Below are 23,277 nucleotides of genomic sequence, written 5' to 3'. Positions count from 1 at the left end.
AGGGGGGCACCCGATGAGCACACGGGACTTCATCGAGAAGGACTACTACGGCGCACTGGGCGTCTCCCAGAGCGCCGACGCGGCGGAGATCAAGAAGGCCTACCGCAAGCTGGCGCAGGAGCTGCACCCGGACAAGAACCCGGGCAACGCCGAGGCCGAGACCCGGTTCAAGGAGGTCTCCGAGGCCTACGACGTGCTCTCCGACCCGAAGCGGCGCGGCGAGTACGACGAGGCGCGGCGGCTGTTCGGCGCCGGCGGGGCCGGCGCTCGCGCCGGGTTCCCCGGCGGGGGCGGCTTCCCCGGCGGTGGGCAGACCTTCGACTTCGGCGACCTGTTCAACGGCGGCGCGGCCGGCGGCGCGGGTGCCGCCGGCGCGCGCGGCGCCGGGCTGGGCGACCTGCTCGGCGGGCTGTTCGGCGGGGCGGCGGGCGGGGCCCGGGCGCGCAGTCAGGCCGCCTCCGGCCCGGCCCGCGGTCAGGACGTCGAGACCGAGGCGACGCTCTCCTTCGAGGAGGCGGTCCTCGGCGTCACCGTGCCGCTGCGCATGCAGAGCCCGGGCAGCTGCCCGACCTGCGCGGGCAGCGGCGCGAAGCCCGGCACCAGCCCGCACACCTGCCCGGTGTGCCAGGGCGCCGGCGTGACCAGCCGCAGCCAGGGGGCGTTCGCGTTCTCCGAGCCGTGCCGCACCTGCCGCGGCACCGGCTCCGTCGTCGACGACCCCTGCCCGACCTGCTCGGGCAGCGGCATCACCAGCCAGACCCGGACGATCACCGTCCGCATCCCGTCCGGCGTCAAGGACGGCCAGCGCATCCGGCTGGCCGGCAAGGGCGCCCCGGGTCGGCGCGGGGGGCCGGCCGGTGACCTGTTCGTCGTCGTCCACGTCGCCGAGCACGCGCTGTTCGGCCGCAAGGACGCCGACCTCACGCTCACCGTGCCGATCACCTTCGCCGAGGCGGCGCTGGGGACGACGCTCACCGTGCCCACCCTCGACGGGACGGTCTCGCTCAAGGTGCCCGCCGGCACCGCCAGCGGCCGCACGCTGCGGGTGCGCGGGCGGGGCGTCCCGGGCAAGGGCCGCGCCGGCGACCTGCTGGTGACCCTCGACGTCGCGGTGCCGGTGCGCCTCACCCCGGCCCAGCGGGCGCTGATCGAGAACCTGGCCGCGGAGATGGACGAGGACCCGCGGCCGCAGATCACCGCGGCCCTCCAGGCGGGAGCCGAGCGGTGACCGGAGCCGTCGACCCCACCCAGGGGGCGGCGCGGTCCGTCGCCGAGGACGCGCCCGTGTTCGTCATCTCGGTGGCGGCCGAGCTCGCCGGCATGCACGCCCAGACGCTGCGCCAGTACGACCGACTGGGGCTGGTCAGCCCGGGGCGCACCGCGGGTGGCGGGCGGCGCTACTCGCCGCGGGACGTGGCGCTGCTCCGCGAGGTGCAGCGCCTCTCGCAGGAGGACGGCGTCAACCTCGCCGGGATCAAGCGGATCATCGAGCTGGAGTCGCAGGTCGAGGCGCTCCAGGCGCGCGTCCACGAGCTGCTCGACGAGCTCGAGCACAGCGAGCGCGGCCGGATCGCCGCCGAGGCCGCGATCTCCGCGGCCTACCGGGCCGACCTGGTGCCGCAGCGCCGGCCGAGCTCTGCCCTGGTCGTGTGGCGCCCGAGGAGCAGCCGGTGACCGAGGCCGACGCGCACGAGGCGTTCGTCGCCCTGGAGCGGGAGATCGGCCTGCTGCTGCGCCGCTCGCGGGCCATGTCCGCCCGGCTGGCCGGCCAGCTGCACCCCGACCTGGACGGCGCGGCCTTCGGCCTGCTGGCGCTGCTGCAGGACGCCGGCCCGCTGCGCGCCAGCGACCTGGTCGCCCGGCTGGGCCTGGACAAGAGCACGGTGAGCCGGCAGGTGTCCAGCCTCGTCGCCCTCGGCCTGGTCGACCGCAGCCCGGACCCCGACGACGGCCGCGCCCAGGTGCTGACGCCGTCCGCGGAGGGGGCGGCCCGGCTGGCGCTGATCCGCACCGCCCGGCGCGAGCGCTGGGAGTCCGACCTCGGCCACTGGCCGACGACCGACGTCGCCACCCTGGCCGAGCTGCTGCACCGGCTGAACCGGCTGGGCGAGGCCCGCGAGCGCGAGGACGGGGACGAGCCCACGACGTGACCGGGTGACGGCGGCCGCCGTGTGACGCGCGATTCGTTGCAGACCACAACCAACGGGTTTATGGTTGCACTCTGCACACGTCTCGACCGTCAGGAACCCCGCTCATGCCCATCAGTCCCGACACGCGGGACCGGCTGACCGCCAGCATCGCCCAGCTCATCCGCACGGGCCGGCACGTCAGCACGCGCGCCGCCGCCCAGCTCTACGGCGAGCTGCCCTCCTACGGCTGGACGCTGCTCCTGCCCCTCGAGCAGGACGGCGACCAGCGCTGCAGCGCCCTCGCCGCCCGCGCCGGCATCGACGTCTCCGTCGCCAGCCGGCAGCTCGCCGTCCTCGAGCGCTCCGGTTACGTCGAGCGCCACCCCGACCCGCGCGACGGGCGGGCCTCTCTGCTCCGCCTCACGCCGCAGGGTGCTGCGGCGCTCGCCGGCACGCGGGCCGTGCGCGCCGACTGGGCGCTGACCGCGCTCTCCGGCTGGGACGAGCGCGACGCCCGCCTGCTCACCGACCTGCTCGACCGGCTGCGGACCGACATCGAGGTCGCCCTGGCCCGTGCACCCCGGCGCCCGGCAGCCCATCGGGGCCGACCGGTGACCCGCACCCGCCCCGCCGTCCACGAACGCTCGTCCCAGCAGTCCAGGAGATCCATGACCAGCACCGTCGACCGGCCGGCCGCCCCCGCGCCCGCCGAGCAGCAGGGCCAGATGACGCACCGGCAGATCCTCTCGGCGCTGTCCGGGATGATGCTGGCGATGTTCGTGGCGTTCCTGTCCTCGACCGTCGTCTCGAACGCGCTCCCCACGATCATCACCGACCTGCGCGGCTCCCAGGGTCAGTACACCTGGGTGGTCACCGCGACCCTGCTGTCGTCGACCGCCTCGACGCCGATCTGGGGCAAGCTCTCCGACCTGTTCAGCAAGAAGCTGCTGATCCAGCTCTCGATCGTCATCTTCATCGTCGGCTCGATGGCCGCCGGGCTGTCCCAGTCGGTGGAGACCCTCATCGCCTGGCGCGTGCTCCAGGGCCTGGGCCTGGGCGGCCTGCAGGCGCTGGTGCAGATCGCGATGGCGGCGATGATCAGCCCCCGCGAGCGCGGCCGGTACTCCGGCTTCCTCGGCAGCGTCATGGCCGTGGCCACCGTGGGCGGCCCGCTGCTCGGCGGCCTGCTGGTCGACACCAGCTGGCTGGGCTGGCGCTGGTGCTTCTTCGTCGGCGTCCCCTTCGCCGCGGCGGCGCTGGTGCTGCTGCAGCGCACGCTGCACCTGCCGGTCACCAAGCGGACCGTGCACATCGACTACATGGGTGCGGCCTTCCTCACCGCCGGCGTCTCCGCGCTGCTGATCTGGGTGACCCTGGCCGGTGGGAGCTTCGCCTGGGCCTCGACGGAGTCGGCGCTGTTCGTCGGCGGCGGCGTGGTCGCGATCGTCGCCTTCCTGATCACCGAGACGCGCGCCAAGGAGCCGATCGTCCCGCTGCGGTTGTTCCGCGAGCGCACCACGACGCTGGCGATCATGGCCAGCATCGCGATCGGCATCGCGATGTTCGGGTCCTCGGTCTTCCTCGGTCAGTACCTGCAGATCTCCCGCGGCTACTCGCCGACGGCGGCCGGTCTGCTCACCGTCCCGATGGTCGGCGGCCTGCTGCTGTCCTCGACGGTGTCCGGCCTGCTGATCACCCGCACCGGCCGCTGGAAGCGCTTCCTGGTCGGCGGCTCGATCCTGGTCGTCATCGCCTTCGGCCTGCTCTCGATGGTCGACCACGAGACGGACATGGTGCTGCTGTGCAGCTTCCTGTTCGTGCTGGGCGTCGGCATCGGCGCCACGATGCAGAACCTGGTGCTCGCGGTGCAGAACACGGTGGCCGCCGCGGACCTGGGTGCCGCGAGCTCGGCCGTGGCCTTCTTCCGCAGCCTGGGCGGCACGATCGGCGTCTCGGTGCTCGGCGCCGTCCTGACCTCGCGGGTCGGGACGATCATCCGCGAGGGCCTGCCGCCCGGCGCCGCCGAGGCCGCCGGCTCGAAGGACGTCGGGCTGGCCGACCTGGCCGACGGCACCCGGGCCGATCCAGACGCTGATCCGCGTCTCCTACGGCGACGCGACGGGCCGGATCTTCCTGATCTCGGCGATCGTCGCGGTGGTCGCCGTCGGCGCCATCCTGCTCATCCGCGAGATCGCGCTCGGCACCGAGAGCGGCGAGGAGCGGCTGAAGCGGGAGCGCGCGGACATCCGGGGCTGACCGCCCCGGACGCGACGGCGGCCCGTCTCCCCGGGAGGGAGGCGGGCCGCCGTCGTCGTCGGATCAGTCCAGTGCCGCGTCGAGGGTGATTTCGGTGCCGGCGAGCGCCTTGCTCACCGGGCAGCCGACCTTCGCCGCCTGGGCCGCGGTCTGGAAGGCGTCGGCGTCGAGCCCGTCGACCTCGCCGCGGACGGTCAGCGCGATGCCGGTGATGGCCGAGGCGCCGTCCTTCTGGCCGAGGGTGACCTCGGCGGTCACCTCGAGCGCCGTCGGGGTGCCCCCGGCCTTGCCGATCTCGTTCGACAGCGCCATGGCGAAGCAGGACGAGTGCGCCGCCGCGATGAGCTCCTCGGGGCTGGTGGTGCCCCCGGCCTCGTCGGCGGCCCGCTTCGGGAACGACACCTCGTAGGTGCCGATCTTCGAGCTGGAGAGCTCGACCTGACCCGAGCCCTCCTGCAGGGTGCCGTTCCAGGCGGTGCGTGCGGTCCGAGTGGGCATGTCACTTCTCCCGTGCCGGGCGCCACCCGCTCCTGGACGGCGCGTCGCCCCGGGCCTTACCCCGGCACGCGCGCGGTCCACGCACTCAGCAGACGGCTTCTCCGCCGTTCACCCGCTCGATGAGCACCTGGAGCCGCGCCTTGAGCTCGGCGAACTCGCCGCTGTCGAAGCCGATCGCGCCGATCATCTCCCCGGAGATGGCCACGGCCTCGTCCTGCAGCGCGCGGCCGGCGTCGGTGAGCGCGATGGCGACCGAGCGCTCGTCCTCGACGCGGCGGTGGCGGGTGACCAGCCCGGCCGCGGTGAGCCGCTTGAGCAGCGGGGAGAGGGTGCCGCTGTCCAGCGCCAGGCGGGAGCCCAGCTGGCCGACGGTCTGGTGGTCCTCTTCCCAGAGCAGCATCATGACGAGGTACTGCGGATAGGTCAGCCCGATGGCCTCGAGCATCGGGCGGTACCGGGCGGTCACCGCCCGCGAGGCCGCGTAGAGCGCGAAGCAGAGCTGGTCGTCGAGCGCCACGCTCGGCGCCGGCAGGGCGGTCATGCGGCGAGTCTAGAGCGCGCCGGTCCAGAGGCCAGGGGCCTGCGCGGACGGGCCCACCGTCCGGGGCGGCGGGTGGACGCGACAGGGTTGAGTGGAACAGACTCAACTTCACGGTCGTTGCACCGGGCGATCACGAGGTCGCTGCGCCTGCGGCGGCCCGTGCACGACGACGAGAAAGGCACCGCCGCGCCATGGAGAGCAAGCTGACCACCCGTTCGCAGGAGGCCATCGCCGCCGCCCAGCGGCTCGCGGTCGCACGTGGCCAGGCCGAGCTGAAGCCGCTGCACCTGCTGGCCGCGCTGCTCGAACAGGACGACGGCATCGCCGGGCCCCTGCTCGAGGCCGTCGGGGCCGACGCCGCCGACGTCCGCGGCAAGGCTGACGCGGCCGTGCGCCGGCTGCCCAGCGTCACCGGGGCGACGGTCCCCGCGCCCGCGCCGACGCGGGAGTTCCTGCGGGTCATGAACGACGCCGGCGAGCAGGCCGGCGCCCTCGGCGACGAGTACATCTCCACCGAGCACCTGCTGGTCGGCCTGGCCGGCTCCACCGGCGAGGCGGCCGCGGTGCTCACCGCCGCCGGCGCCACCCGGGACGCGCTGCTCGCGGCGTTCCGCACCGTCCGCGGGTCGCGGAAGGTCACCACCCCGGATCCCGAGGGCACCTTCCAGGCGCTGGAGAAGTACGCCGTCGACCTCACCGCCCGCGCCCGCGAGGGCAAGATGGACCCGGTCATCGGCCGGGACACCGAGATCCGCCGCGTCGTGCAGGTGCTCTCCCGGCGCACCAAGAACAACCCGGTCCTGATCGGCGAGCCCGGTGTCGGCAAGACCGCGATCGTCGAGGGCCTGGCCCAGCGCATGGTCGCCGGCGACGTCCCCGAGAGCCTCAAGGGCAAGCGGCTCATGTCGCTCGACCTGGGCGCGATGGTGGCCGGCGCCAAGTACCGCGGCGAGTTCGAGGAGCGGCTCAAGGCCGTCCTGCAGGAGATCACCGACGCCGAGGGGCAGGTCGTCACCTTCATCGACGAGCTGCACACGCTGGTCGGCGCCGGCGCGACCGGCGAGTCGGCCATGGACGCCGGCAACATGATCAAGCCGATGCTCGCCCGCGGCGAGCTGCGGATGGTCGGCGCCACGACGCTGGACGAGTACCGCGAGCACATCGAGAAGGACGCCGCCCTCGAACGCCGCTTCCAGCAGGTGCTGGTGGGCGAGCCCAGCGTCGAGGACACCATCGGCATCCTGCGCGGGCTCAAGGAGCGCTACGAGGTGCACCACGGCGTCCGGATCACCGACGCCGCGATCGTCGCCGCCGCCACCTTGTCGGACCGGTACGTCACGGCCCGGTTCCTCCCGGACAAGGCCATCGACCTGGTCGACGAGGCCGCCAGCCGGCTGCGCATGGAGATCGACAGCCGCCCGGTGGAGGTCGACGAGGTGGAGCGCGCCGTCCGCCGCCTGGAGATCGAGGAGATGGCGCTGTCCAAGGAGGACGACGCCTCCTCCATCGAGCGGCTGGCCGCGCTGCGCGCCGACCTGGCCGACAAGCGCCAGGAGCTCGCCGAGCTGACCGCCCGCTGGCAGCAGGACAAGAGCGCCATCGGCCGCATCCAGGCCATCAAGGAGGAGCTGGAGCGGCTGCGGCTGGAGGCCGAGCGGGCCGAGCGGGACGGCGAGCTGGCCCGCGTGGCCGAGCTGCGCTACGGCCGGCTGCCGGAGCTGGAGAAGTCCCTCGCCGAGGCGGAGACCTCGGTGGAGACCGGCGACTCCATGCTCAAGGAGGAGGTCGGCCCCGACGACATCGCCGAGGTCGTGCAGGCCTGGACCGGCATCCCCGCCGGGCGGCTGCTCGAGGGCGAGACGCACAAGCTGCTGCGGATGGAGGAGGGCCTGCGCGCCCGCGTCGTCGGCCAGCCCGACGCCGTCCGCGCCGTCGCCGACGCCGTCCGCCGCGCCCGCTCCGGCGTCTCCGACCCGGACCGGCCCACGGGCTCGTTCCTGTTCCTCGGCCCCACAGGCGTCGGCAAGACCGAGCTGGCCAAGGCGCTGGCCGAGTTCCTGTTCGACGACGAGCGGGCGATGGTCCGCGTCGACATGAGCGAGTACTCGGAGAAGCACTCGGTGGCCCGGCTGGTCGGGGCACCCCCCGGCTACGTCGGCTATGAGGCCGGCGGCCAGCTCACCGAGGCGGTGCGCCGCCGTCCGTACACCGTCGTGCTGCTCGACGAGGTGGAGAAGGCGCACCCCGACGTCTTCGACGTCCTGCTCCAGGTGCTGGACGACGGCCGGCTCACCGACGGGCAGGGCCGCACCGTCGACTTCCGCAACACCCTCCTGATCCTCACCTCGAACCTGGGCTCGCAGATCATCGCGGACCAGTCGGTGCCCGAGGAGCGGCGTCGCGAGGCGGTGCAGGAGGTCGTCCGGGGGCACTTCAAGCCGGAGTTCCTCAACCGGCTCGACGACGTCGTCGTCTTCCGGGCGCTCGGCACCGAGGAGCTGGCCGGGATCGTCGACATCCAGGTCGGCGTGCTCGCCCGGCGGCTGGCCGCCCGCCGGCTCACGCTGCGGGTCACCGACGCGGCTCGGGAGTGGCTGGCGCTCAACGGCTTCGACCCGGTGTACGGCGCACGCCCGCTGCGCCGGCTGGTGCAGTCGGCCATCGGCGACCAGCTCGCCCGGGCGCTGCTGGCCGGCGAGATCCGGGACGGCGACGACGTCGTCGTCGACTGGCCGGCCGACGTCGCCGACGGCGACGCCGGGCTGAGCGTCACGCGCGGCTGAGCCGGGCGGCCCGCCGGGTCCCGTGTGGTCCGGCGGGCGCCCGCTCCGCCATGATCGGTACGCACACCGAGGCGGGGAGGCAGCGCATGACGTCCGACCAGGGCGGCCGGTACGGCGAGCCCGAGGGCGGCTCCGGCGCACCTGAGCCGGGCGGCTGGAACGCACCCCCGCCGCCACCGCAGGGCTGGAACGCGCCACCGCAGGGCTGGAACGCGCCGCCCCCGGGCTGGAACGCGCCGCCCCCGCCGCAGGGCTGGCAGCAGCCGGGGCAGCAGTGGCCCGGCTCCGGCGGCTACGTGCCCCCGCCCCCGCCGGGTACGCCCGAGCCGCCCCTGACCGTGCGCGCCGGGATCGGCGCGTTCGTCGCGACCGTCGTCCTCGGGCTGGTGGCGGCCGCGGTCATGTACGCGAACTGGGACCAGATCCTCGACGAGGCGATCGCCCGGGCCGGGGCGGGGCTCAGCGGCAGCGAGCGGGAGACCGCGCAGGACGTCGCCGAGATCGTCGTGCAGTTCAGCCTCGTCATCGGCGTCGTCTTCACCGCGGTCTACCTGCTCGTCATCTGGTTCGCCTGGCGCGGGCGCAACTGGGCGCGCGTGGTGCTCTGGGTGCTCGGCGGGCTGTCGATCCTCAGCGGCACCGCCGGGCTCGGCGGCGGGACCGGCGTCGGCTACGTCGACGGGCTCAACGTGTTCAGCTGGCTGCTCACGCTGGCCGGCGTCGTGCTGCTGGCTCTCCAGCCGAGCAACGCCTGGTACCGCTACACGGGCTGGCAGCGGCGGTACGGGCCGCGGCGCTGATCAGCCCGGCGCGCCCGCCATCCACTCGCGGGTGGTGCCGGCCAGCAGGCTGGTGACGCCCGCGACGGAGAGCACGAGCAGCAGCAGCGAGGCGATGCTCACCCCGCCGGTCGCCAGCACGCTGACCACGGTCAGCAGGGCCAGCAGCCCGGTGGCGCTCACGCCGGCCCACCGGGCCCAGCCCTGCCGGCGCGGCACGAAGACGGCGGCGACCGCCAGCACCACGCCCAGGACGGCGTACGGCACGAGCGAGAGCAGCACGAACTGCTCGGCCTCGGCGCGGGTGACGTCGTCGGCGTCCTCGACGATCCGGTCGACCGCGACGTCGAAGCCGAAGCCGAGCAGCGCCGCGTTGGCCAGCAGCAGGACGGCGAGCACCGCCATCACGCCCACGGCGACCCGGACCGACGGCGGTGTCACCGGAGCGGGCGCGGTGCCGCCGGTGGGAGTGGGCTTCGTCACCCGCCCAGCCTGGCAGACGCCGCGGGCCCGGCCGGGGAGATCCACCCGGTCGGGCGGCGGACGATGATGCGCCGCATGCATCCCGATCGGCGTCCGGCCCGAACAACGGGTGTGACGACGACGCTGCCCATCCCGGACCCCCTCGCGAGCCCGGACCGGCCCCGCGGGCGGGCGCCCCTGGCCGCGCTCGCCGGCCTGCTCGCCGCGCTCGTCGCGCTCGGCGCCGGGGAGCTGGTCGCGGGCCTCGTCGGGCCGGCGTCGTCGCCGGTGGTGGCCGTCGGCGACGCGGTCATCGCGCTGACGCCCGAGCCGGTCACGGCGTTCGCCATCGAGACGTTCGGCCGGGCCGACAAGGTGGCCCTGGTCGTCGGGACGCTGCTGCTCGTGGGTGCGTACGCGCTGCTCGTGGGCGTGCTGGGCCTGCGGGACCGGCGGCTCGGCGTCCTCGGCGTCCTGGTCCTCGGCGCGGTCGGGGCGCTGGCCGCGGTCACCCGGCCGGCCGGCGAGGCCGTGGACGCGCTGCCCTCCCTCGCCGCCGCGGTGGCCGGGGTGCTCGTGCTGCTGGCGCTGCTCGCCCCGCTGGGGCGGTCCCGCGCGGTGGTGGACGGCGACCCGGACGGCGGGGCGCTGGACCGCCGCCGGTTCGTCGTCACCGGTGCGGTCGCCGTGGGCGCCGCGGCCGTCGCCGGGGGCGGTGGCCGGCTGCTCCAGCGGCGCACCGAGGTCACCAGCCTGCGCGCCGGCGTGGAACTGCCCGTACCCGCCTCGCCGGCCCCGCCGCTGCCCGCCGGTGCCGACCTCGCCGCCGAGGTGGAGGGCCTCACCCCGCTGGTCACCCGCAACGGCGCCTTCTACCGGATCGACACCGCGCTCGTCGCCCCGCGCATCCGGCCGGCCGACTACCGGCTGGAGATGACCGGGATGTTCGACGCGCCGCGCAGCTACACCCTCGACGACCTGCTCGGCCGGCCCGACGTCATCGAGCGCGACATCACGCTCACCTGCGTCTCCAACGAGGTCGGCGGCGCGCTCGCGGGCAGCGCCCGCTGGCTCGGCGTCCCGCTGGCCGCGCTGCTGCGGGAGAACGGCATCCGCCCCGCCAGCGACCAGCTGCTGTGCCGCTCCCAGGACGGCATGACCATCGGCACCCCCACGCGCAGCGCCCTCGAGGTCGAGGACGCGATGCTGGCCTTCGGGATGAACGGCGAGCCGCTGCCCGTCGTCCACGGCTTCCCGGTGCGGATGGTCATCCCCGGCCTCTACGGCTACGTGTCGGCCTGCAAGTGGCTGACCCGCATCGAGGCGACGACGTTCGACGCCGTCGACGCCTTCTGGGTGAAGCGGGACTGGGCGGTCGAGGGGCCGATCACGATCGCCTCGCGCATCGACACCCCTGAGATGCTGCGCGAGTTCCCGGCCGGCCCCCGCGCGGTCGCCGGTGTCGCGTGGGCGCAGACCCGCGGCATCGCCCGCGTCGAGGTCCGCGTGGATGACGGGGACTGGGTGGAGGCGCGGCTCTCCCCGGCGCTGGACGCCGACGTCTGGCGGCAGTGGGTGCTGGTGCACGACTTCGCGCCCGGGCGGCACGTGGTCACGGTCCGGGCCACGAGCACCGACGGCGAGGTGCAGACCGACGAGCGCGCCGCCCCGTTCCCGGCCGGAGCGAGCGGCTGGCACTCCGTCGAGGTGCTCGCCGGCTGAGCGGCGCTCAGTTGCGGCGCGCGATGGCCGCGGTCAGCGCCGTCGCGAAGGCGGTCCACGCGGCGTAGGGCAGCAGCGCCGCGCCGGCCGCGGGGCGGACCCGGCCGGCCCGCCGCGCGAGGTCGACGGTGGAGACGGTGAGGGCGGCGCTCTCCGCCGCGGCCAGCCACGGCCGGTGCGCGCGGAAGAACACCGGCGTCCAGGCGGCGTTGAGCGCCAGGTTGACCCGGTGGGCGCGGTCGAACGACCGGCGGCTCTCGGGCCCGGCCGAGGCGCGCACCTCGCCGGCGGCCCAGCCCAGCGCCGCGTAGAGGCCGGTCCAGACGATGCCGAAGGCCTGCGGTGGCGGGTACCAGGAGGGCTTGTCCAGGCTCCGGAACCAGGCGCTGCCGGGATCGGTGGCCGCGCCGCCCACGACGGCGGCGGCGAGCGGCCCGGCCAGGGCGCCCAGGCGGGTGCGCGACGTCGACATGCACCGATCCTGGCCCTGGCTAGGGTCGAGCGCATGACGGCTGCCCCCACGATCCCCGACCGCGACCGGCTGCTCGAGCTCATCGTCGACCTCGCGGTGGTGCACGGGAAGGTGACGCTCTCCTCGGGGCGCGAGGCCGACTGGTACATCGACATGCGCCGGCTCACGCTGCACCACGAGGGCGCCCCGCTGGTGGGCCGCGTGATGCGGCAGCTGACCGGCGACCTGCGCTACGACGTCGTCGGCGGGCTGACCCTCGGCGCGGACCCGGTGGCGACGGCGATGCTGCACGCCGCGGCCGCCGGCGAGGGCTTCCTGGACGCCTGCGTCGTCCGCAAGGCGGGCAAGGCGCACGGCTTGCAGCGCCGGATCGAGGGCCCCGAGGTGGAGGGCCGCGCCGTCCTCGTCGTCGAGGACGTCTCCACCACCGGCGGCAGCCCGCTCACCGCCGCCGAGGCGCTGCAGGAGGCCGGTGCCGAGGTCATCGGCGTCGCGGTGATCGTCGACCGCGGCGCCCGCGCGGCCGTCGAGGCGGCCGGCTTCGAGTACCGCGCAGCCTTCGAGCTCTCCGACCTCGGCCTGGCCTGAGCTCCCGCGCTGGGATCAGGTGACCTGATCCCAGCGCTTCCTCCCTCACCGCGCACCACGAGGGAGGACGCCGGGAGCTGAGGGAGGACGGCCTACGGTGTGACCGTGACCACTGCCTGGCTCGCCGACCTCCAGGACGCGCTCGGTGCCGACGGCGTCCTCACCGACCCCGACGTCACCGCCGGGTACGCCCGCGACATGGCGATGATGGCGCCCGCGGGCACGCCCGCCGCCGTCGTCCTGCCGCGGACCACCGCGGACGTCGTCGCGGTGATGCAGGTCGCGACCCGGCACGGGATCCCGGTCGTGCCGCGGGGCGCCGGCTCCGGTCTGGCCGGCGCCAGCAACGCCGTCGACGGCGCGATCACGCTGGTCATGAACCGCATGGACGCCGTCCTCGAGGTGTCGCCGGAGGACCGGCTCGCGGTCGTGCAGCCCGGCGTCGTCAACAAGACGCTGCGCGACGCCGTCGCCGGGCACGGGCTGTTCTACCCACCGGACCCCTCCAGCTACGACTGGTGCACGATCGGCGGCAACCTCTCCACCAACTCCGGTGGCCTCTGCTGCGTGAAGTACGGCGTCACCACCGACTACGTCCTGGGCCTCGAGGTGGTCCTGGCCGACGGGCGGGTGCTGCGCACCGGGCGGCGCACGGTCAAGGGCGTCGCGGGCTACGACCTGGCGCGGCTGTTCGTCGGCTCGGAGGGCACGCTCGGCGTCATCACCGAGGCGACGCTGGCGCTGCGCCCGGCACCGCACCGCCCGGTCACGCTGGCCGCCTCGTTCGGGACGACGGCGCAGACCGGCCAGGTCGTCGAGCGCGTGGTGACCAGCGGGCTGGTCCCGAGCCTGCTGGAGGTCATGGACAACACCTGCATCGTCGCCGTCGACGACCTGCTCCGGGCCGAGCTGGACCGGGGCGCCCACTCGCTGCTCGTGGCGCAGTCCGACGCCGGGGGAGAGGCCGCGGACCGCCGAGATCGAGGCGCTGGCGCAGATCTGCCGCGAGGCGGGCGCTGACTTCGTGCACAGCACCGACGACCCCGCCGAGGGCGACCTGCTGCTGCAGGCCCGCCGCATGGCGCTCCCGGCCCTGGCCGCGCTGCGCAGCGGCATGCTCGTCGACGACGTCGCCGTGCCCCGCTCGCGGATCGCCAGCTTCCTCGACGGCTGCGACGCCATCGCCCGCGAGCGCGCGGTGGTCATCGGCGTCACCGGGCACGCCGGCGACGGCAACATGCACCCCTGCATCTCCTTCGACGCGGCCGACGCCGACGAGCGGGACCGCGCCTACGCCGCCTTCGACGACATCCTCGAGCTGGGCCTCTCCATGGGCGGCACGATCACGGGCGAGCACGGCGTCGGCGCGATCAAGGTCGACTGGCTGGAGCGCGAGATCGGCCCCGTCGCCCTCGACGTGCACCGCGCCATCAAGGACGCCCTCGACCCCGACGGCCTGCTCAACCCGGGCCCAAGGTCATCCGCCGCGCGGGCGTGCGCGACCTGGCCGCGGTGCAGGAGCTCACCGGCCGCTGAGCCGCTCCCGGCGGTTCGGCTGCGGGCCGGCTCCGGGGTGAGGGGAGGCGACGGGTCCGGGACGCCGGACGTCGGCGGGAGGTGACACGCTGTGGCGGTGAGCACCGATCGGCTGGTCGTCATCGGCGGGGACGCCGCGGGGATGTCGGCGGCCGCGCAGGCGCGCCGGCTGCGACCCGCGTCGGACCTGGACATCGTGGTCCTCGAGCAGGGCCCGGACGTCTCCTACTCCGCCTGCGGCATCCCCTACTGGATCGGTGGGCAGGTGCCCGACCGGGACGCGCTCATCGCCCGCACGTCGGCGCAGTTCGAGGCCGACGGCATCGCGGTGCGCACGCACGTCCGCGCCGAGGAGATCGACCTCGACGCCGGCAAGGTGCGCGCCTCCGACGGCCAGACCTACGGCTACGACAACCTGCTGGTGGCCACCGGAGGCCGACCGTCCCGCCCCCCGGTGCCCGGGCTGGACGCCGACGGCGTCTTCGGCGTGCACCGGCTGGCCGACGGCGCCGAGATCCGGGCCGCGATCGGCGCCGGCGCGAGGCGGGCCGTCGTCCTCGGCGGCGGCTACATCGGGCTGGAGATGGCCGAGGTGCTGCTGGCCCGCGGGCTGTCGGTGACCGTCGTCCTCGCCGATCCGCTGCCGATGGCGCAGCTCGACGACGACATGGGCGAGCGGATCTGCGCGGCCATGACCGCGATGGGCATCGACGTGCAGAGCAACCAGCCGGTGCGCGAGATCGAGGTCGGCCCCGACGGCCAGGCGCGCGCGGTGCGCACCGACGTCGGCAGCTACGACGCCGACCTCGTCGTCCTCGGGCTGGGCATGGGCCCGGAGGCGTCGCTCGCGCGCGAGGCGGGCCTGGCGATCGGCGTCACCGGCGGCATCGACGTCGCGCACACCCAGCGCAGCCGCTCGCACCCCGAGGTGCTCGCCGCCGGCGACTGCGCGCAGACCTTCCACCGGCTCACCGGCGAGGCGATCCACGTCGCGCTGGGCACCCACGCCAACAAGCAGGGGCGGGTCGCGGGCTCGGTGGTCGGCGGGCGGGCGGCGCGCTTCGCCGGCGTCCTCGGGACGGCGGCGACGAAGGTGGGCGACCTGGAGGTGGCCCGCACCGGCCTGTGCACCACTCAGGCGGAGGAGGCCGGCTTCGACCACCGCACCGAGACGATCGAGGCGACGACGCGGGCGGGCTACTACCCCGGCGCCGAGCCGATCGCGGTCAAGATCATCACCGAGCGCGGGTCGGGGCTGCTGCTGGGCGCGCAGATCGTCGGCGGGCCGGGCAGCGGCAAGCGGATCGACACGCTGGCCACCGCCATCTGGGCAGGGATGACCGCCGAGGAGCTGGCCGGCTCGGACCTCTCCTACGCCCCGCCGCTCTCGCCCACGTACGACCCGGTGATCGTCGCCGCCCGCGTCGCCAGCCGGATCGAGACGGGCTGAGCCGTGTCCGGAGCGCAGCCGGAGTCCGAGATCCGCGACGTGGACTGGTACGGGGAGGACCTCTCCGGCCGGGAGCACACCGCGGTGCGGTTCGCCGCGGTCGACCTGACCGAGGCCACCGGCGAGGGCGTCGTCTTCACCGACTGCGTCTTCGTCGACTGCCGGTTCACCGCCGCCACCTTCACCGACGCCGCCTTCCTGAACTGCTCGTTCACGGGGTGCTCGTTCTCCCAGGCGCGGTTCACCGCCTGCAAGGTCGTCGGCAGCCGGTTCTCGCGGTGCACCTTCGACCTGCTGGACGTCGACGGCGGGGACTGGTCGTTCGTCCTGATGCCCGGCGCCGACCTCTCCCGGGTCACGGTCGCGGGCACCCGCATGCGCGAGGCCGACCTCACCGGGGCGCGCGCCGCGGGAGCGACGCTCCGGGGGCTGGACCTCTCCGCCGCCGAGCTCTCGGGGATCGACCTGCGCGGCGCGGACCTGCGCGTGCAGCGACCTGAGCGCCCTCGACCCGCGGGACGCCGAGCTGGCCGGGGCCCGGATCGACGTCACCCAGGCGGTCGAGCTCGTCACCACCCTGGGGTTGGTCGTCGCCCCCGATCCCCCGGACTAGCCGGGTCGGCGGGATACTGGGCGCCGATCAGTGCAGATCGCCGACGACAGGAGCGCCCCGCATGCCCATCGCGACCCCCGAGGTCTACGCCGACATGATCAGTCGGGCCAAGGAGGGCGGGTTCGCCTACCCGGCGATCAACTGCACCTCCTCGGAGACGATCAACGCGGCCCTGCGCGGCTTCGCGGACGCCGGCAGCGACGGCATCATCCAGTTCTCGACCGGCGGCGCCGAGTTCGGCTCGGGCACGAAGGTAAAGGACATGGTCACCGGGGCGGTCGCCCTGGCCGAGTTCGCGCACGTCGTCGCCGAGAAGTACCCGGTCAACGTCGCGCTGCACACCGACCACTGCCCCAAGGACAAGCTGGACGGCTACGTCCGCCCGCTCATCGCGCTGTCCAAGGACCGCGTCGACGCCGGCCAGGAGCCGCTGTTCCAGTCGCACATGTGGGACGGCTCGGCCATCGAGCTCGGCGAGAACCTCGACATCGCCGAGGAGCTCATGGAGGCCTCCGCCGCGGCCAAGCTGGTCCTCGAGCTGGAGATCGGCATCGTCGGCGGCGAGGAGGACGGCGTCGTCGCCGAGATCAACGAGAAGCTCTACACCGCCGACGGCGACTTCCTGCGCACCGCGCAGAAGCTCGGCCTGGGGGAGCGCGGCGTCTACCTGCTCGCCGCCACCTTCGGCAACGTGCACGGCGTCTACAAGCCCGGCAACGTGAAGCTGCGGCCCGAGATCCTCAAGCAGGGGCAGGACGTCGTCGCCGACGAGTTCGGCCTCGGCGAAGGCGCCAAGCCGTTCAACCTGGTCTTCCACGGTGGCTCGGGCTCCGCGGAGTCCGAGATCCGCGAGGCGATCTCCTACGGCGTCGTGAAGATGAACGTCGACACCGACACCCAGTACGCCTTCACCCGCCCGGTGGCCGCGCACATGTTCAGCAAGTACGACGGCGTGCTGAAGATCGACGGCGAGGTCGGCGACAAGAAGGCCTACGACCCGCGCAGCTACCTCAAGGCCGCCGAGGCCGGCATGGCCGCGCGCGTCGTCGAGGCGTGCGAGCACCTGCTGTCGGCCGGTCAGTCGCAGGGCGCCTGATCATGACGCACTCGCACAACCTGCTCGGTGAGCCCGACCCGACGCTGCTCCCCGCCAACCCGGAGGCCGACGGCGAGCTCGCGGCCGGCACCCCGGCGGCCGAGGTGGCCGCCCACCACCCCACGGTGAGCGCGGCCTGGGCCGCGCTGGCCGAGGAGGCGCTGAACCGGACCGAGCGGCAGCTGCCCGACACCATCGAGGCCTACGCCTACGCGCGCACCGGCTACCACCGCGGGCTGGACGCGCTGCGCCGCAACGGCTGGAAGGGCTTCGGCCCGGTGCCGTGGGCGCACGAGCCCAACCGCGGGTTCCTGCGCTGCGTCACGGTGCTGGCCGCGGCCGCGGGCGCGATCGGGGAGCACGACGAGCAGGAGCGCTGCGTCCAGCTGCTGCGCGACTGCGACGCTGTGCACTTCGCGTGATCCTGCGGATCACACCGCGGCCACGTGCCGTACCCCTGCCGAGCTGAGCGAGTCCACGCCACCGGGTCGGGAGCCTCCGGCCCCGCGTCCCGGCGGCGTGCCTCCGGCGGGCTCCCGCTCGCTCAGCGCTACCGCTCGCCGAGCTCCGGGTGGAGCTCGGTGAGCGCGGCGGTCAGCACGGCCAGCTGGTCGCCGCCGGCCATGAGCGCGGTGAGCCCGTCGGCGTCGACGTCCTCCCGCGTGAGTTCGCCGGCGACCTGACCGCCGGCCAGCAGCAGGAACCGGTCGCCCAGGAGGTGGGCGTACCGGGGGTTGTTCGTGATGACGACGACGGCGAGGCCCTGCGACCGGGCGTCGAGGATCGTCTGCCCGAACAGGGTCTGACGGGCCACGGTCACCGGCGTCGTCGGTTCGTCGATCACCAGCGCGCGGGCGCCGAAGTGCACCGCCCGCGCCACCGCCAGGCTCTGCCGCTCGCCGGCCTGCAGCCGGCTGGCCGGCTGGTCGGGGTCCAGGTCGGCGATCCCGACCCGGGCCATGGCCCGGACGGTCGTCTCCCGCGCCGCGTCCAGGTCCAGCCGGCGCAGCGGCCACACCCCGCGGGTCGGCTCGGCGCCGAGGAAGAAGTTCCGCCACACCGACAGCAGCGGGGCGACGGCGAGGTCCTCCCAGACCGTCGCGATGCCCGCCCCGCGTGCCGCTCGGGGGGAGCGGAACCGGACCGCCGTCCCGTCCACGAGCAGCTCGCCCTCGTCGTGCCGGCACAGCCCGGACAGCAGCGCCACCAGCGTCGACTTGCCCGAGCCGTTCTCGCCCAGCACGCAGCTGATCTGCCCCGCGGGGAAGGTCGTGCTCACGCGGGAGAGCGCCGGCACGGCGCCGTGCCGCACGGTCACCCGGCGCAGGGCCAGCCCGCGGGCGCCGTCGTCGGCGGGGAGCTCCTCGGTCACGAGCGCGGCACCCCCTTGAGCCGGTGGCCGACCACCGCGTTGGCGACCAGGGCGACCACCAGCAGGACGCCGAGCAGGGCCTGGAACCACGGCGGGTCCCAGCCGGCCAGCGTGATCCCCTGCCGGGTGACGGCGTAGAGCAGCGCGCCGATGGAGGCGCCCAGCGCCGAGCCGTAGCCGCCGGCGAGCAGGCAGCCGCCCAGGACGGCGACCACGATGAAGTCGATGCTGCTGCCGAGCCCGGCGGTGCCGACCTGCACGCTGCCGAAGCGGACCAGGCCCAGCGTGCCGATCAGCCAGCCGGCGGTGGCGCTCAGGCAGAACAGCGCGACCGTCGTGCGGCGGACCGGTACCCCGAGCTCGCGCGCGGCCGTCCTGGCCCCACCGCTGGCGAAGACGGCGTTGCCGAACTTGGTCCGCCACAGCACCCAGGTGGCCACCGCGGTGACGCCGAGCCACCACAGCAGCGAGACGCGGAACCGGCCGTCGCCCAGCTGCGCGGTGGCGCCGAACAGGGCCTCGGCCGACGACCAGCCGGGGGCGTCCGACAGGCCGGCGATCCGGCCGGAGCCGGCGATGGCCCGCACGCCGGCCAGCGTCGTCCCCTGGAGGACGAGGAACGTCGCGAGCGTGACCAGGAAGCTCGGCAGCCCGGTGTTGACCACCAGCACCCCGTTGACGACGCCGACCAGCAGGGCCCCGGCCAGCGAGGCGAGCAGCGCCGGCCAGATGCCCCAGCCGGCGTGCTCCACGAGCAGGGCCGTGCCGGCGGCGCTGGAGATGGCGAGCACCCCCACCGACAGGTCGAACTGGCCGGCGATGAGCAGCAGCGCGACGGCGACGCCCCCGATGCCGAGCGTCGCGGCGACGTCGAGGACGCCGGCGAGACCGCGGGCGCTGAGCAGCTCGTGCGCCTGCAGCGCGAAGAGCACCAGGACCAGGCCGAGCGCGACCAGGGCCGGCAGGCTCGGCCGGGCCACCGCGCGCTCGAGCACCCAGCGGCCCCGGGCGGCCCCGGGCGCGGGCAGGCGGCCGGCCATCACCGGCGGCAGCCGGCGGGGCGGGGGGACGACGGCAGCGGAGCCTCCTCGACGAGCGTGCCGCACAGTGTCCCCCAGGGTGGTGCGCCCGCCCGTCAGGGGTGCAGCAGCCAGCGCACCCGGTCGTCGGCGAACCAGGTCCAGCGCTGCACGGCGCGGGGGTACCGGACGCCGTCGCGCACGATCCGCGCCGGGTCCGAGGCCACCTGGAGCGCCCGGCCGCTGGTCCGGCGCGTGGGGCGCAGCGGGAGGGTCATGACGGTGACGGCGAGGGTGTCCACCGCCGTCCAGTCCGGGCGCACGTCGATGCGGGTGATCTCGCCGTCGGCGACGCGGATGTCGTCGTGGTGCGCCTGCAGGCCGAACCGCCGGCTCAGCGAGCGGCGGCCGTCCCCGTCGGCCTCGATCCGCCCGTGGTGCAGCAGCACGCCGCCGTGGTCGTCGCGGACCAGGGTGAGCGCGCGCGGGCCGCCGCTGCCGATGCCGAGGTCGCGCGCGAGGCCGGCGGAGTCCTTGTCGGCGGCGGGCTCCCAGGACACCGGGACCTCCGCCGTCCGCCCGGCCTTGAGCAGCACCGCGAGGACGGCGGACAGCCCGGCGACCGGGCCGCGGACCAGCACGGAGTCCGCCTCCGCGGCGCCGGCGACCGACGCCGCGCGCGGGGCCTCCCCGGCGGCCAGACGCCGCAGATCCAGCTCGACCGAAGCCATGCGGATACCCTGCCATCCGACAGGTGGCGCGCGCCGGACGCCCGGCGACCGGCCCGCGCCCCACCCGACGCACGAAGGAGAACCTGCCCCGATGCCCGCTGTCGTGCTGATCGGCGCCCAGTGGGGCGACGAGGGCAAGGGCAAGGCCACCGACCTGCTCGGTGGGCGCGTCCCCTACGTCGTCCGCTACCAGGGCGGCAACAACGCCGGCCACACGGTGATCACCCCGGACGGCGAGAAGTACGCGCTGCACCTGATCCCGTCGGGGATCCTCACGCCGGGCTGCACGCCGGTCATCGGCAACGGGGTGGTCATCGACCCCGAGGTGCTCATCGGCGAGCTGGCCGGCCTCGAGGAGCGGGGCGTGGACACCTCGCGCCTCACCATCTCCTCGGACGCGCACCTGATCATGCCGCACCACCGGGCCCTCGACAAAGTCACCGAGCGGTTCCTGGGCAAGCGCAAGATCGGCACCACCGGCCGCGGCATCGGCCCCGCCTACGGCGACAAGGTGGCCCGCACCGGCATCCGCGTCCAGGACCTGCTGGACCTCTCGATCCTGCGGCAGAAGCTCGAGGGCACGCTGCAGGAGAAGAACCAGATCCTGGTCAAGGTCTACAACCGCAAGGCCATCGACGTCGACGAGGTCGTGGAGGAGTACGCCGGCTACGCCGAGCAGCTCAAGCACCGGATCGCCGACACCCGGCTGATGCTGGGCACGGCCCTGGACGCCGGCGAGTGGGTGCTGCTCGAGGGTTCGCAGGGCACGCTGCTCGACGTCGACCACGGCACCTATCCCTTCGTCACGTCGTCCAACCCGACGGCGGGCGGCGCGGCGGTGGGCGCGGGGATCGGCCCCACCCGGATCGACCGGGTGGTCGGCATCCTCAAGGCCTACACGACCCGCGTGGGCTCCGGCCCCTTCCCCACCGAGCTGTTCGACCAGTGGGGCGAGTACCTGCGCAAGCAGGGCGGCGAGGTCGGCGTCACGACCGGTCGCGACCGGCGCTGCGGCTGGTTCGACGCCGTCGTCGCCCGGTACGCCAGCCGGGTGAACGGCATCACCGACTACTTCCTCACCAAGCTCGACGTGCTGTCGGGCCTGGAGACGGTGCCGATCTGCGTCGCCTACGAGGTCGACGGCGTCCGGCACGACGAGATGCCGATGACGCAGACCGACTTCCACCACGCGAAGCCGGTCTACGAGGAGATGCCCGGCTGGTTCGAGGACATCCGGCACTGCCGGACCTTCGACGAGCTGCCCGCGAACGCGCAGGCCTACGTGCGGCGGCTCGAGGAGCTCTCCGGCGCGCGGATCAGCGTCATCGGCGTCGGCCCCGGCCGCGACGAGAACGTCGTGATCCACGACCTCATCGGCTGAGGCCGCGGGGTCCCGCCGCCTCGTCCGGCCCGTGCGTCCCACGAGCCCCGCGCCTCGGGTGCGTGTGCAGGTCAGGGGGCTGGTGCGGCTCTAGCGTTCGGCTCCCGCACGTGCGCACCGGGTGCACGGCGAGCCCGAGGAGCGCCCCGTGATCCGTCGCCGTCTGACCACCGTGCTGGGGGTGGCCGCGGCGGTGACCGTGGCGCTGCCGTGGGCGGCCGCGGGCGCCGCTCCGTGGGGGCTCGGCAACGGCGACCTCGAGGCCGACCCGGTCGGTGCCACCGAGATCACCGGGTGGACGGTCACGAGCGGTCTCGTCGACCTGGGCGTCACCACGCTCGGCGGCTGCGTCTCCCGGGACACCAGCTCCTACGCCGGCCTCCGGGACTGGGACGGCAGTGCGCAGCCGGTCTTCCCACGGGATCTGCCGGTCGGACCGGACGAGGAGCTGCTGCACCCGGAGACACGGCAGCCGGTCTGGATCGACGAGGCGGGGCAGCCCACGACCGCGGACGCCCCCGGTGCCCGTCAGGTGTTCCACGGCTTCGCCGGTGAGGGGCCGTCGTACCGCAACTTCTACCTCCGCGAGGACGGCGCCGTCGACTGGCGGAGTTCCTGGGGGGAGGCGGGCCGGACCTTCTGGGAGGCCGTCGAACCCTGGTACGCCGGCATCCCCGACCCGGTGCTCCGCGCCGACGACGTGCCGCCGGTCGACCAGGGCTGGTTCTACCGGGCCGACCCCGAGCTCCTCGGCTCCGTCGTGGACGGCACCGAGGACCCCGACGCCTGGTACGCGATCGACCCGCTGCCCCGGTCCCGCGCGCTGGCGCTGTCCACCTGGGCCATGACCTGGGAGCCGGGCGTGGTCGTCCACGGCCCGGCGGCGGTCAGCGACCCGTTCACCGTCGGCAGCGGCCGTTCCGTCGCCCTGGACTGGGCCGCTCCCAGCAGCACGGGCGGGTTCGGCGAGTCCAGCGTGCAGGACCACCACGTGCTGGCCTACGCCCTCGACGTGGACTCGTGCCACCAGTACGAACTGCTCGACTCCACCGGGAGCACCACGGGCTGGCGGAGCGCCGCGGCGGCGCTGCCGCCCGGCGGCACCTACCGCGTGGTGGTGGTCGCGGGCGCGTACGACCACGACTGGAGTGGCTCCGCGTCGTCGCTGCTCCTCGTCGACGACGTCCGGGTCGTGCCGACGATCACCGGTAGCGGCGTCGTCGTGGAACCGTTGTTCGGGCAGGGGGACAGGGTGGCCGGCGCGCCCGTCCGGATGGCCGGTGGCGGCCTGAAGCCGAACTCCCCGTGGATCGCCGAGCTGCACTCGACCCCGGTGACCCTGGCCACCGGCGTCACCGACTCCTCCGGCAACTTCTGGCTCCTGAGCAACCTGCCGGCGTCCGTGGAGCCGGGCAAGCACCGGATCATCCTGAGCGGCACCGCCCCCGACGGCTCGCCCGTGTCCAGCACCGCGTGGATCACCGTGACCGCCGCCGGCACCGTCGGCTACGTCTCGCTCGCCGGTGAGGAGATCGCGGCTGCACCGGCCGGCCCGACCGGGACGATTCCGCAAGACGCCGCAGCAGCCCGCGGGGCCCGGCCGGCGCTGGCCCGCACCGGTGCCGAACCCGTGGCTCTGCTGGGGCTCGCCACCGGCCTGGTGGCGACCGGTGGCCTCGCCCTCGTCGCGGCACGGCGCCGCACGGCAACCCGCTGATCCGGCCCGGGCCTCGAGGACGTCGTGGTCCACGACCTCACCGGCTGGCCCGGTTCCGGCTCCGGATGGTCCCATCGGCGGCGCGGACCACTCGGCACATCCGTCCCTCGACTCACAGAGCGCGGCGTCCTT

General features: G+C 74.6%; 21 protein-coding genes and 1 pseudogene. 15 read left to right on the top strand and 7 right to left on the bottom strand.

What is annotated here, in order from left to right:
- Positions 1-13: 13 nt before the first annotated feature.
- The 4 genes from dnaJ to JKP75_RS17615 all read left to right on the top strand — a co-directional run bounded on the left by dnaJ (position 14) and on the right by JKP75_RS17615 (position 4,474).
- The gene (gene dnaJ / locus JKP75_RS17635; RefSeq protein ID WP_200489999.1) at positions 14-1,228 is read left to right on the top strand and encodes a molecular chaperone DnaJ; all 1,215 of its coding nucleotides are present in this window, start codon (positions 14-16) and stop codon (positions 1,226-1,228) included.
- 92 nt (positions 1,229-1,320) lie between these two features.
- Positions 1,321-1,674, top strand: a complete 354-nt coding sequence (locus tag JKP75_RS17630; protein ID WP_200491299.1) for a heat shock protein transcriptional repressor HspR — start codon at positions 1,321-1,323, stop codon at positions 1,672-1,674.
- Positions 1,671-2,150 carry a MarR family transcriptional regulator gene (locus JKP75_RS17625; protein ID WP_200490000.1) on the top strand — a complete coding sequence of 160 codons (480 nt, stop codon included), beginning with the start codon at positions 1,671-1,673 and terminating at the stop codon, positions 2,148-2,150. The genes JKP75_RS17630 and JKP75_RS17625 overlap by 4 nt, the downstream gene beginning before the upstream one ends.
- Positions 2,151-2,254: 104 nt before the next feature.
- On the top strand, positions 2,255-4,474 hold the full coding sequence (locus JKP75_RS17615) for an MFS transporter (RefSeq protein WP_242473366.1): 2,220 nt from the start codon (positions 2,255-2,257) through the stop codon (positions 4,472-4,474).
- Here the strand turns inward: JKP75_RS17615 and JKP75_RS17610 are convergent.
- Together JKP75_RS17610 and JKP75_RS17605 are read right to left on the bottom strand one after the other, a co-directional pair.
- Positions 4,449-4,883: an OsmC family protein gene (locus tag JKP75_RS17610; protein ID WP_200490002.1), complete on the bottom strand. Its 435-nt coding sequence runs from the start codon at positions 4,881-4,883 to the stop codon at positions 4,449-4,451. The two genes, JKP75_RS17615 and JKP75_RS17610, sit on opposite strands and share 26 nt — an antisense overlap.
- Before the next feature lie 85 nt (positions 4,884-4,968).
- Positions 4,969-5,424: a MarR family winged helix-turn-helix transcriptional regulator gene (locus JKP75_RS17605; protein WP_200490003.1), complete on the bottom strand. Its 456-nt coding sequence runs from the start codon at positions 5,422-5,424 to the stop codon at positions 4,969-4,971.
- A 191-nt stretch (positions 5,425-5,615) separates the two neighbouring features.
- Between JKP75_RS17605 and clpB the strand changes: the two genes are divergently transcribed.
- Together clpB and JKP75_RS17595 are read left to right on the top strand one after the other, a co-directional pair.
- A complete protein-coding gene (clpB, locus tag JKP75_RS17600) occupies positions 5,616-8,207 on the top strand; it encodes an ATP-dependent chaperone ClpB (protein WP_200490004.1) in 2,592 nt (863 codons plus the stop codon).
- A gap of 86 nt (positions 8,208-8,293) precedes the next feature.
- Positions 8,294-9,007 carry a hypothetical protein gene (locus JKP75_RS17595; protein ID WP_200493323.1) on the top strand — a complete coding sequence of 238 codons (714 nt, stop codon included), beginning with the start codon at positions 8,294-8,296 and terminating at the stop codon, positions 9,005-9,007.
- On the opposite strand, the gene JKP75_RS17590 is transcribed toward JKP75_RS17595, so the two are convergent.
- Positions 9,008-9,469 carry a hypothetical protein gene (locus JKP75_RS17590; RefSeq protein WP_200490007.1) on the bottom strand — a complete coding sequence of 154 codons (462 nt, stop codon included), beginning with the start codon at positions 9,467-9,469 and terminating at the stop codon, positions 9,008-9,010.
- A 111-nt stretch (positions 9,470-9,580) separates the two neighbouring features.
- Here JKP75_RS17590 and JKP75_RS23080 point away from each other — a divergent pair, with 111 nt between their 5' ends.
- Complete coding sequence (locus JKP75_RS23080) at positions 9,581-11,170, top strand: molybdopterin-dependent oxidoreductase (RefSeq protein ID WP_200490008.1); 1,590 nt, start codon at positions 9,581-9,583, stop codon at positions 11,168-11,170.
- Between the two features lie 7 nt (positions 11,171-11,177).
- Here the strand turns inward: JKP75_RS23080 and JKP75_RS17580 are convergent, their stop codons facing one another.
- Positions 11,178-11,642 carry a TspO/MBR family protein gene (locus JKP75_RS17580; protein WP_200490009.1) on the bottom strand — a complete coding sequence of 155 codons (465 nt, stop codon included), beginning with the start codon at positions 11,640-11,642 and terminating at the stop codon, positions 11,178-11,180.
- Between the two features lie 33 nt (positions 11,643-11,675).
- On the opposite strand from JKP75_RS17580, the gene pyrE reads away from it, so the two are divergent.
- From pyrE to JKP75_RS17550, 6 genes and pseudogenes are all read left to right on the top strand, one after another.
- Positions 11,676-12,230, top strand: coding sequence for an orotate phosphoribosyltransferase (gene pyrE, locus JKP75_RS17575; RefSeq protein WP_200490010.1), 555 nt, complete (start codon positions 11,676-11,678; stop codon positions 12,228-12,230).
- Between the two features lie 198 nt (positions 12,231-12,428).
- Positions 12,429-13,851 (top strand): annotated as a pseudogene (locus JKP75_RS24775) (FAD-binding oxidoreductase).
- 12 nt (positions 13,852-13,863) lie between these two features.
- The gene (locus JKP75_RS17565) at positions 13,864-15,216 is read left to right on the top strand and encodes an FAD-dependent oxidoreductase (RefSeq protein WP_200490012.1); all 1,353 of its coding nucleotides are present in this window, start codon (positions 13,864-13,866) and stop codon (positions 15,214-15,216) included.
- A gap of 3 nt (positions 15,217-15,219) precedes the next feature.
- Positions 15,220-15,927 carry a pentapeptide repeat-containing protein gene (locus JKP75_RS17560; protein ID WP_309229950.1) on the top strand — a complete coding sequence of 236 codons (708 nt, stop codon included), beginning with the start codon at positions 15,220-15,222 and terminating at the stop codon, positions 15,925-15,927.
- Positions 15,891-16,925: a class II fructose-bisphosphate aldolase gene (gene fbaA / locus JKP75_RS17555; RefSeq protein ID WP_200490014.1), complete on the top strand. Its 1,035-nt coding sequence runs from the start codon at positions 15,891-15,893 to the stop codon at positions 16,923-16,925. Before JKP75_RS17560 ends, fbaA begins: the two co-directional genes overlap by 37 nt.
- Before the next feature lie 2 nt (positions 16,926-16,927).
- On the top strand, positions 16,928-17,347 hold the full coding sequence (locus JKP75_RS17550) for a DUF3151 domain-containing protein (RefSeq protein ID WP_200493321.1): 420 nt from the start codon (positions 16,928-16,930) through the stop codon (positions 17,345-17,347).
- A gap of 128 nt (positions 17,348-17,475) precedes the next feature.
- Here the strand turns inward: JKP75_RS17550 and JKP75_RS17545 are convergent, their stop codons facing one another.
- From JKP75_RS17545 to JKP75_RS17535, 3 genes are read right to left on the bottom strand one after another with little or no spacing between them, the layout of a single operon-like run.
- On the bottom strand, positions 17,476-18,297 hold the full coding sequence (locus JKP75_RS17545) for an ATP-binding cassette domain-containing protein (protein ID WP_200490015.1): 822 nt from the start codon (positions 18,295-18,297) through the stop codon (positions 17,476-17,478).
- Positions 18,294-19,403, bottom strand: coding sequence for an ABC transporter permease (locus JKP75_RS17540; protein ID WP_309229949.1), 1,110 nt, complete (start codon positions 19,401-19,403; stop codon positions 18,294-18,296). The genes JKP75_RS17545 and JKP75_RS17540 overlap by 4 nt, the downstream gene beginning before the upstream one ends.
- Before the next feature lie 29 nt (positions 19,404-19,432).
- On the bottom strand, positions 19,433-20,047 hold the full coding sequence (locus tag JKP75_RS17535) for a hypothetical protein (protein WP_200490016.1): 615 nt from the start codon (positions 20,045-20,047) through the stop codon (positions 19,433-19,435).
- Positions 20,048-20,138: 91 nt separating this feature from the next.
- Here JKP75_RS17535 and JKP75_RS17530 point away from each other — a divergent pair, with 91 nt between their 5' ends.
- On the top strand, positions 20,139-21,428 hold the full coding sequence (locus tag JKP75_RS17530) for an adenylosuccinate synthase (RefSeq protein WP_200490017.1): 1,290 nt from the start codon (positions 20,139-20,141) through the stop codon (positions 21,426-21,428).
- 148 nt (positions 21,429-21,576) lie between these two features.
- Positions 21,577-23,145: a hypothetical protein gene (locus JKP75_RS17525; RefSeq protein ID WP_200490018.1), complete on the top strand. Its 1,569-nt coding sequence runs from the start codon at positions 21,577-21,579 to the stop codon at positions 23,143-23,145.
- Positions 23,146-23,277: the final 132 nt, after the last annotated feature.

The organism is Blastococcus sp. TML/M2B (genome assembly GCF_016612865.1).
Taxonomy (GTDB): domain Bacteria; phylum Actinomycetota; class Actinomycetes; order Mycobacteriales; family Geodermatophilaceae; genus Blastococcus.
Note: the sequence above shows the minus strand (reverse complement) of the source record. Positions and strands in the feature narration are given on the sequence as shown.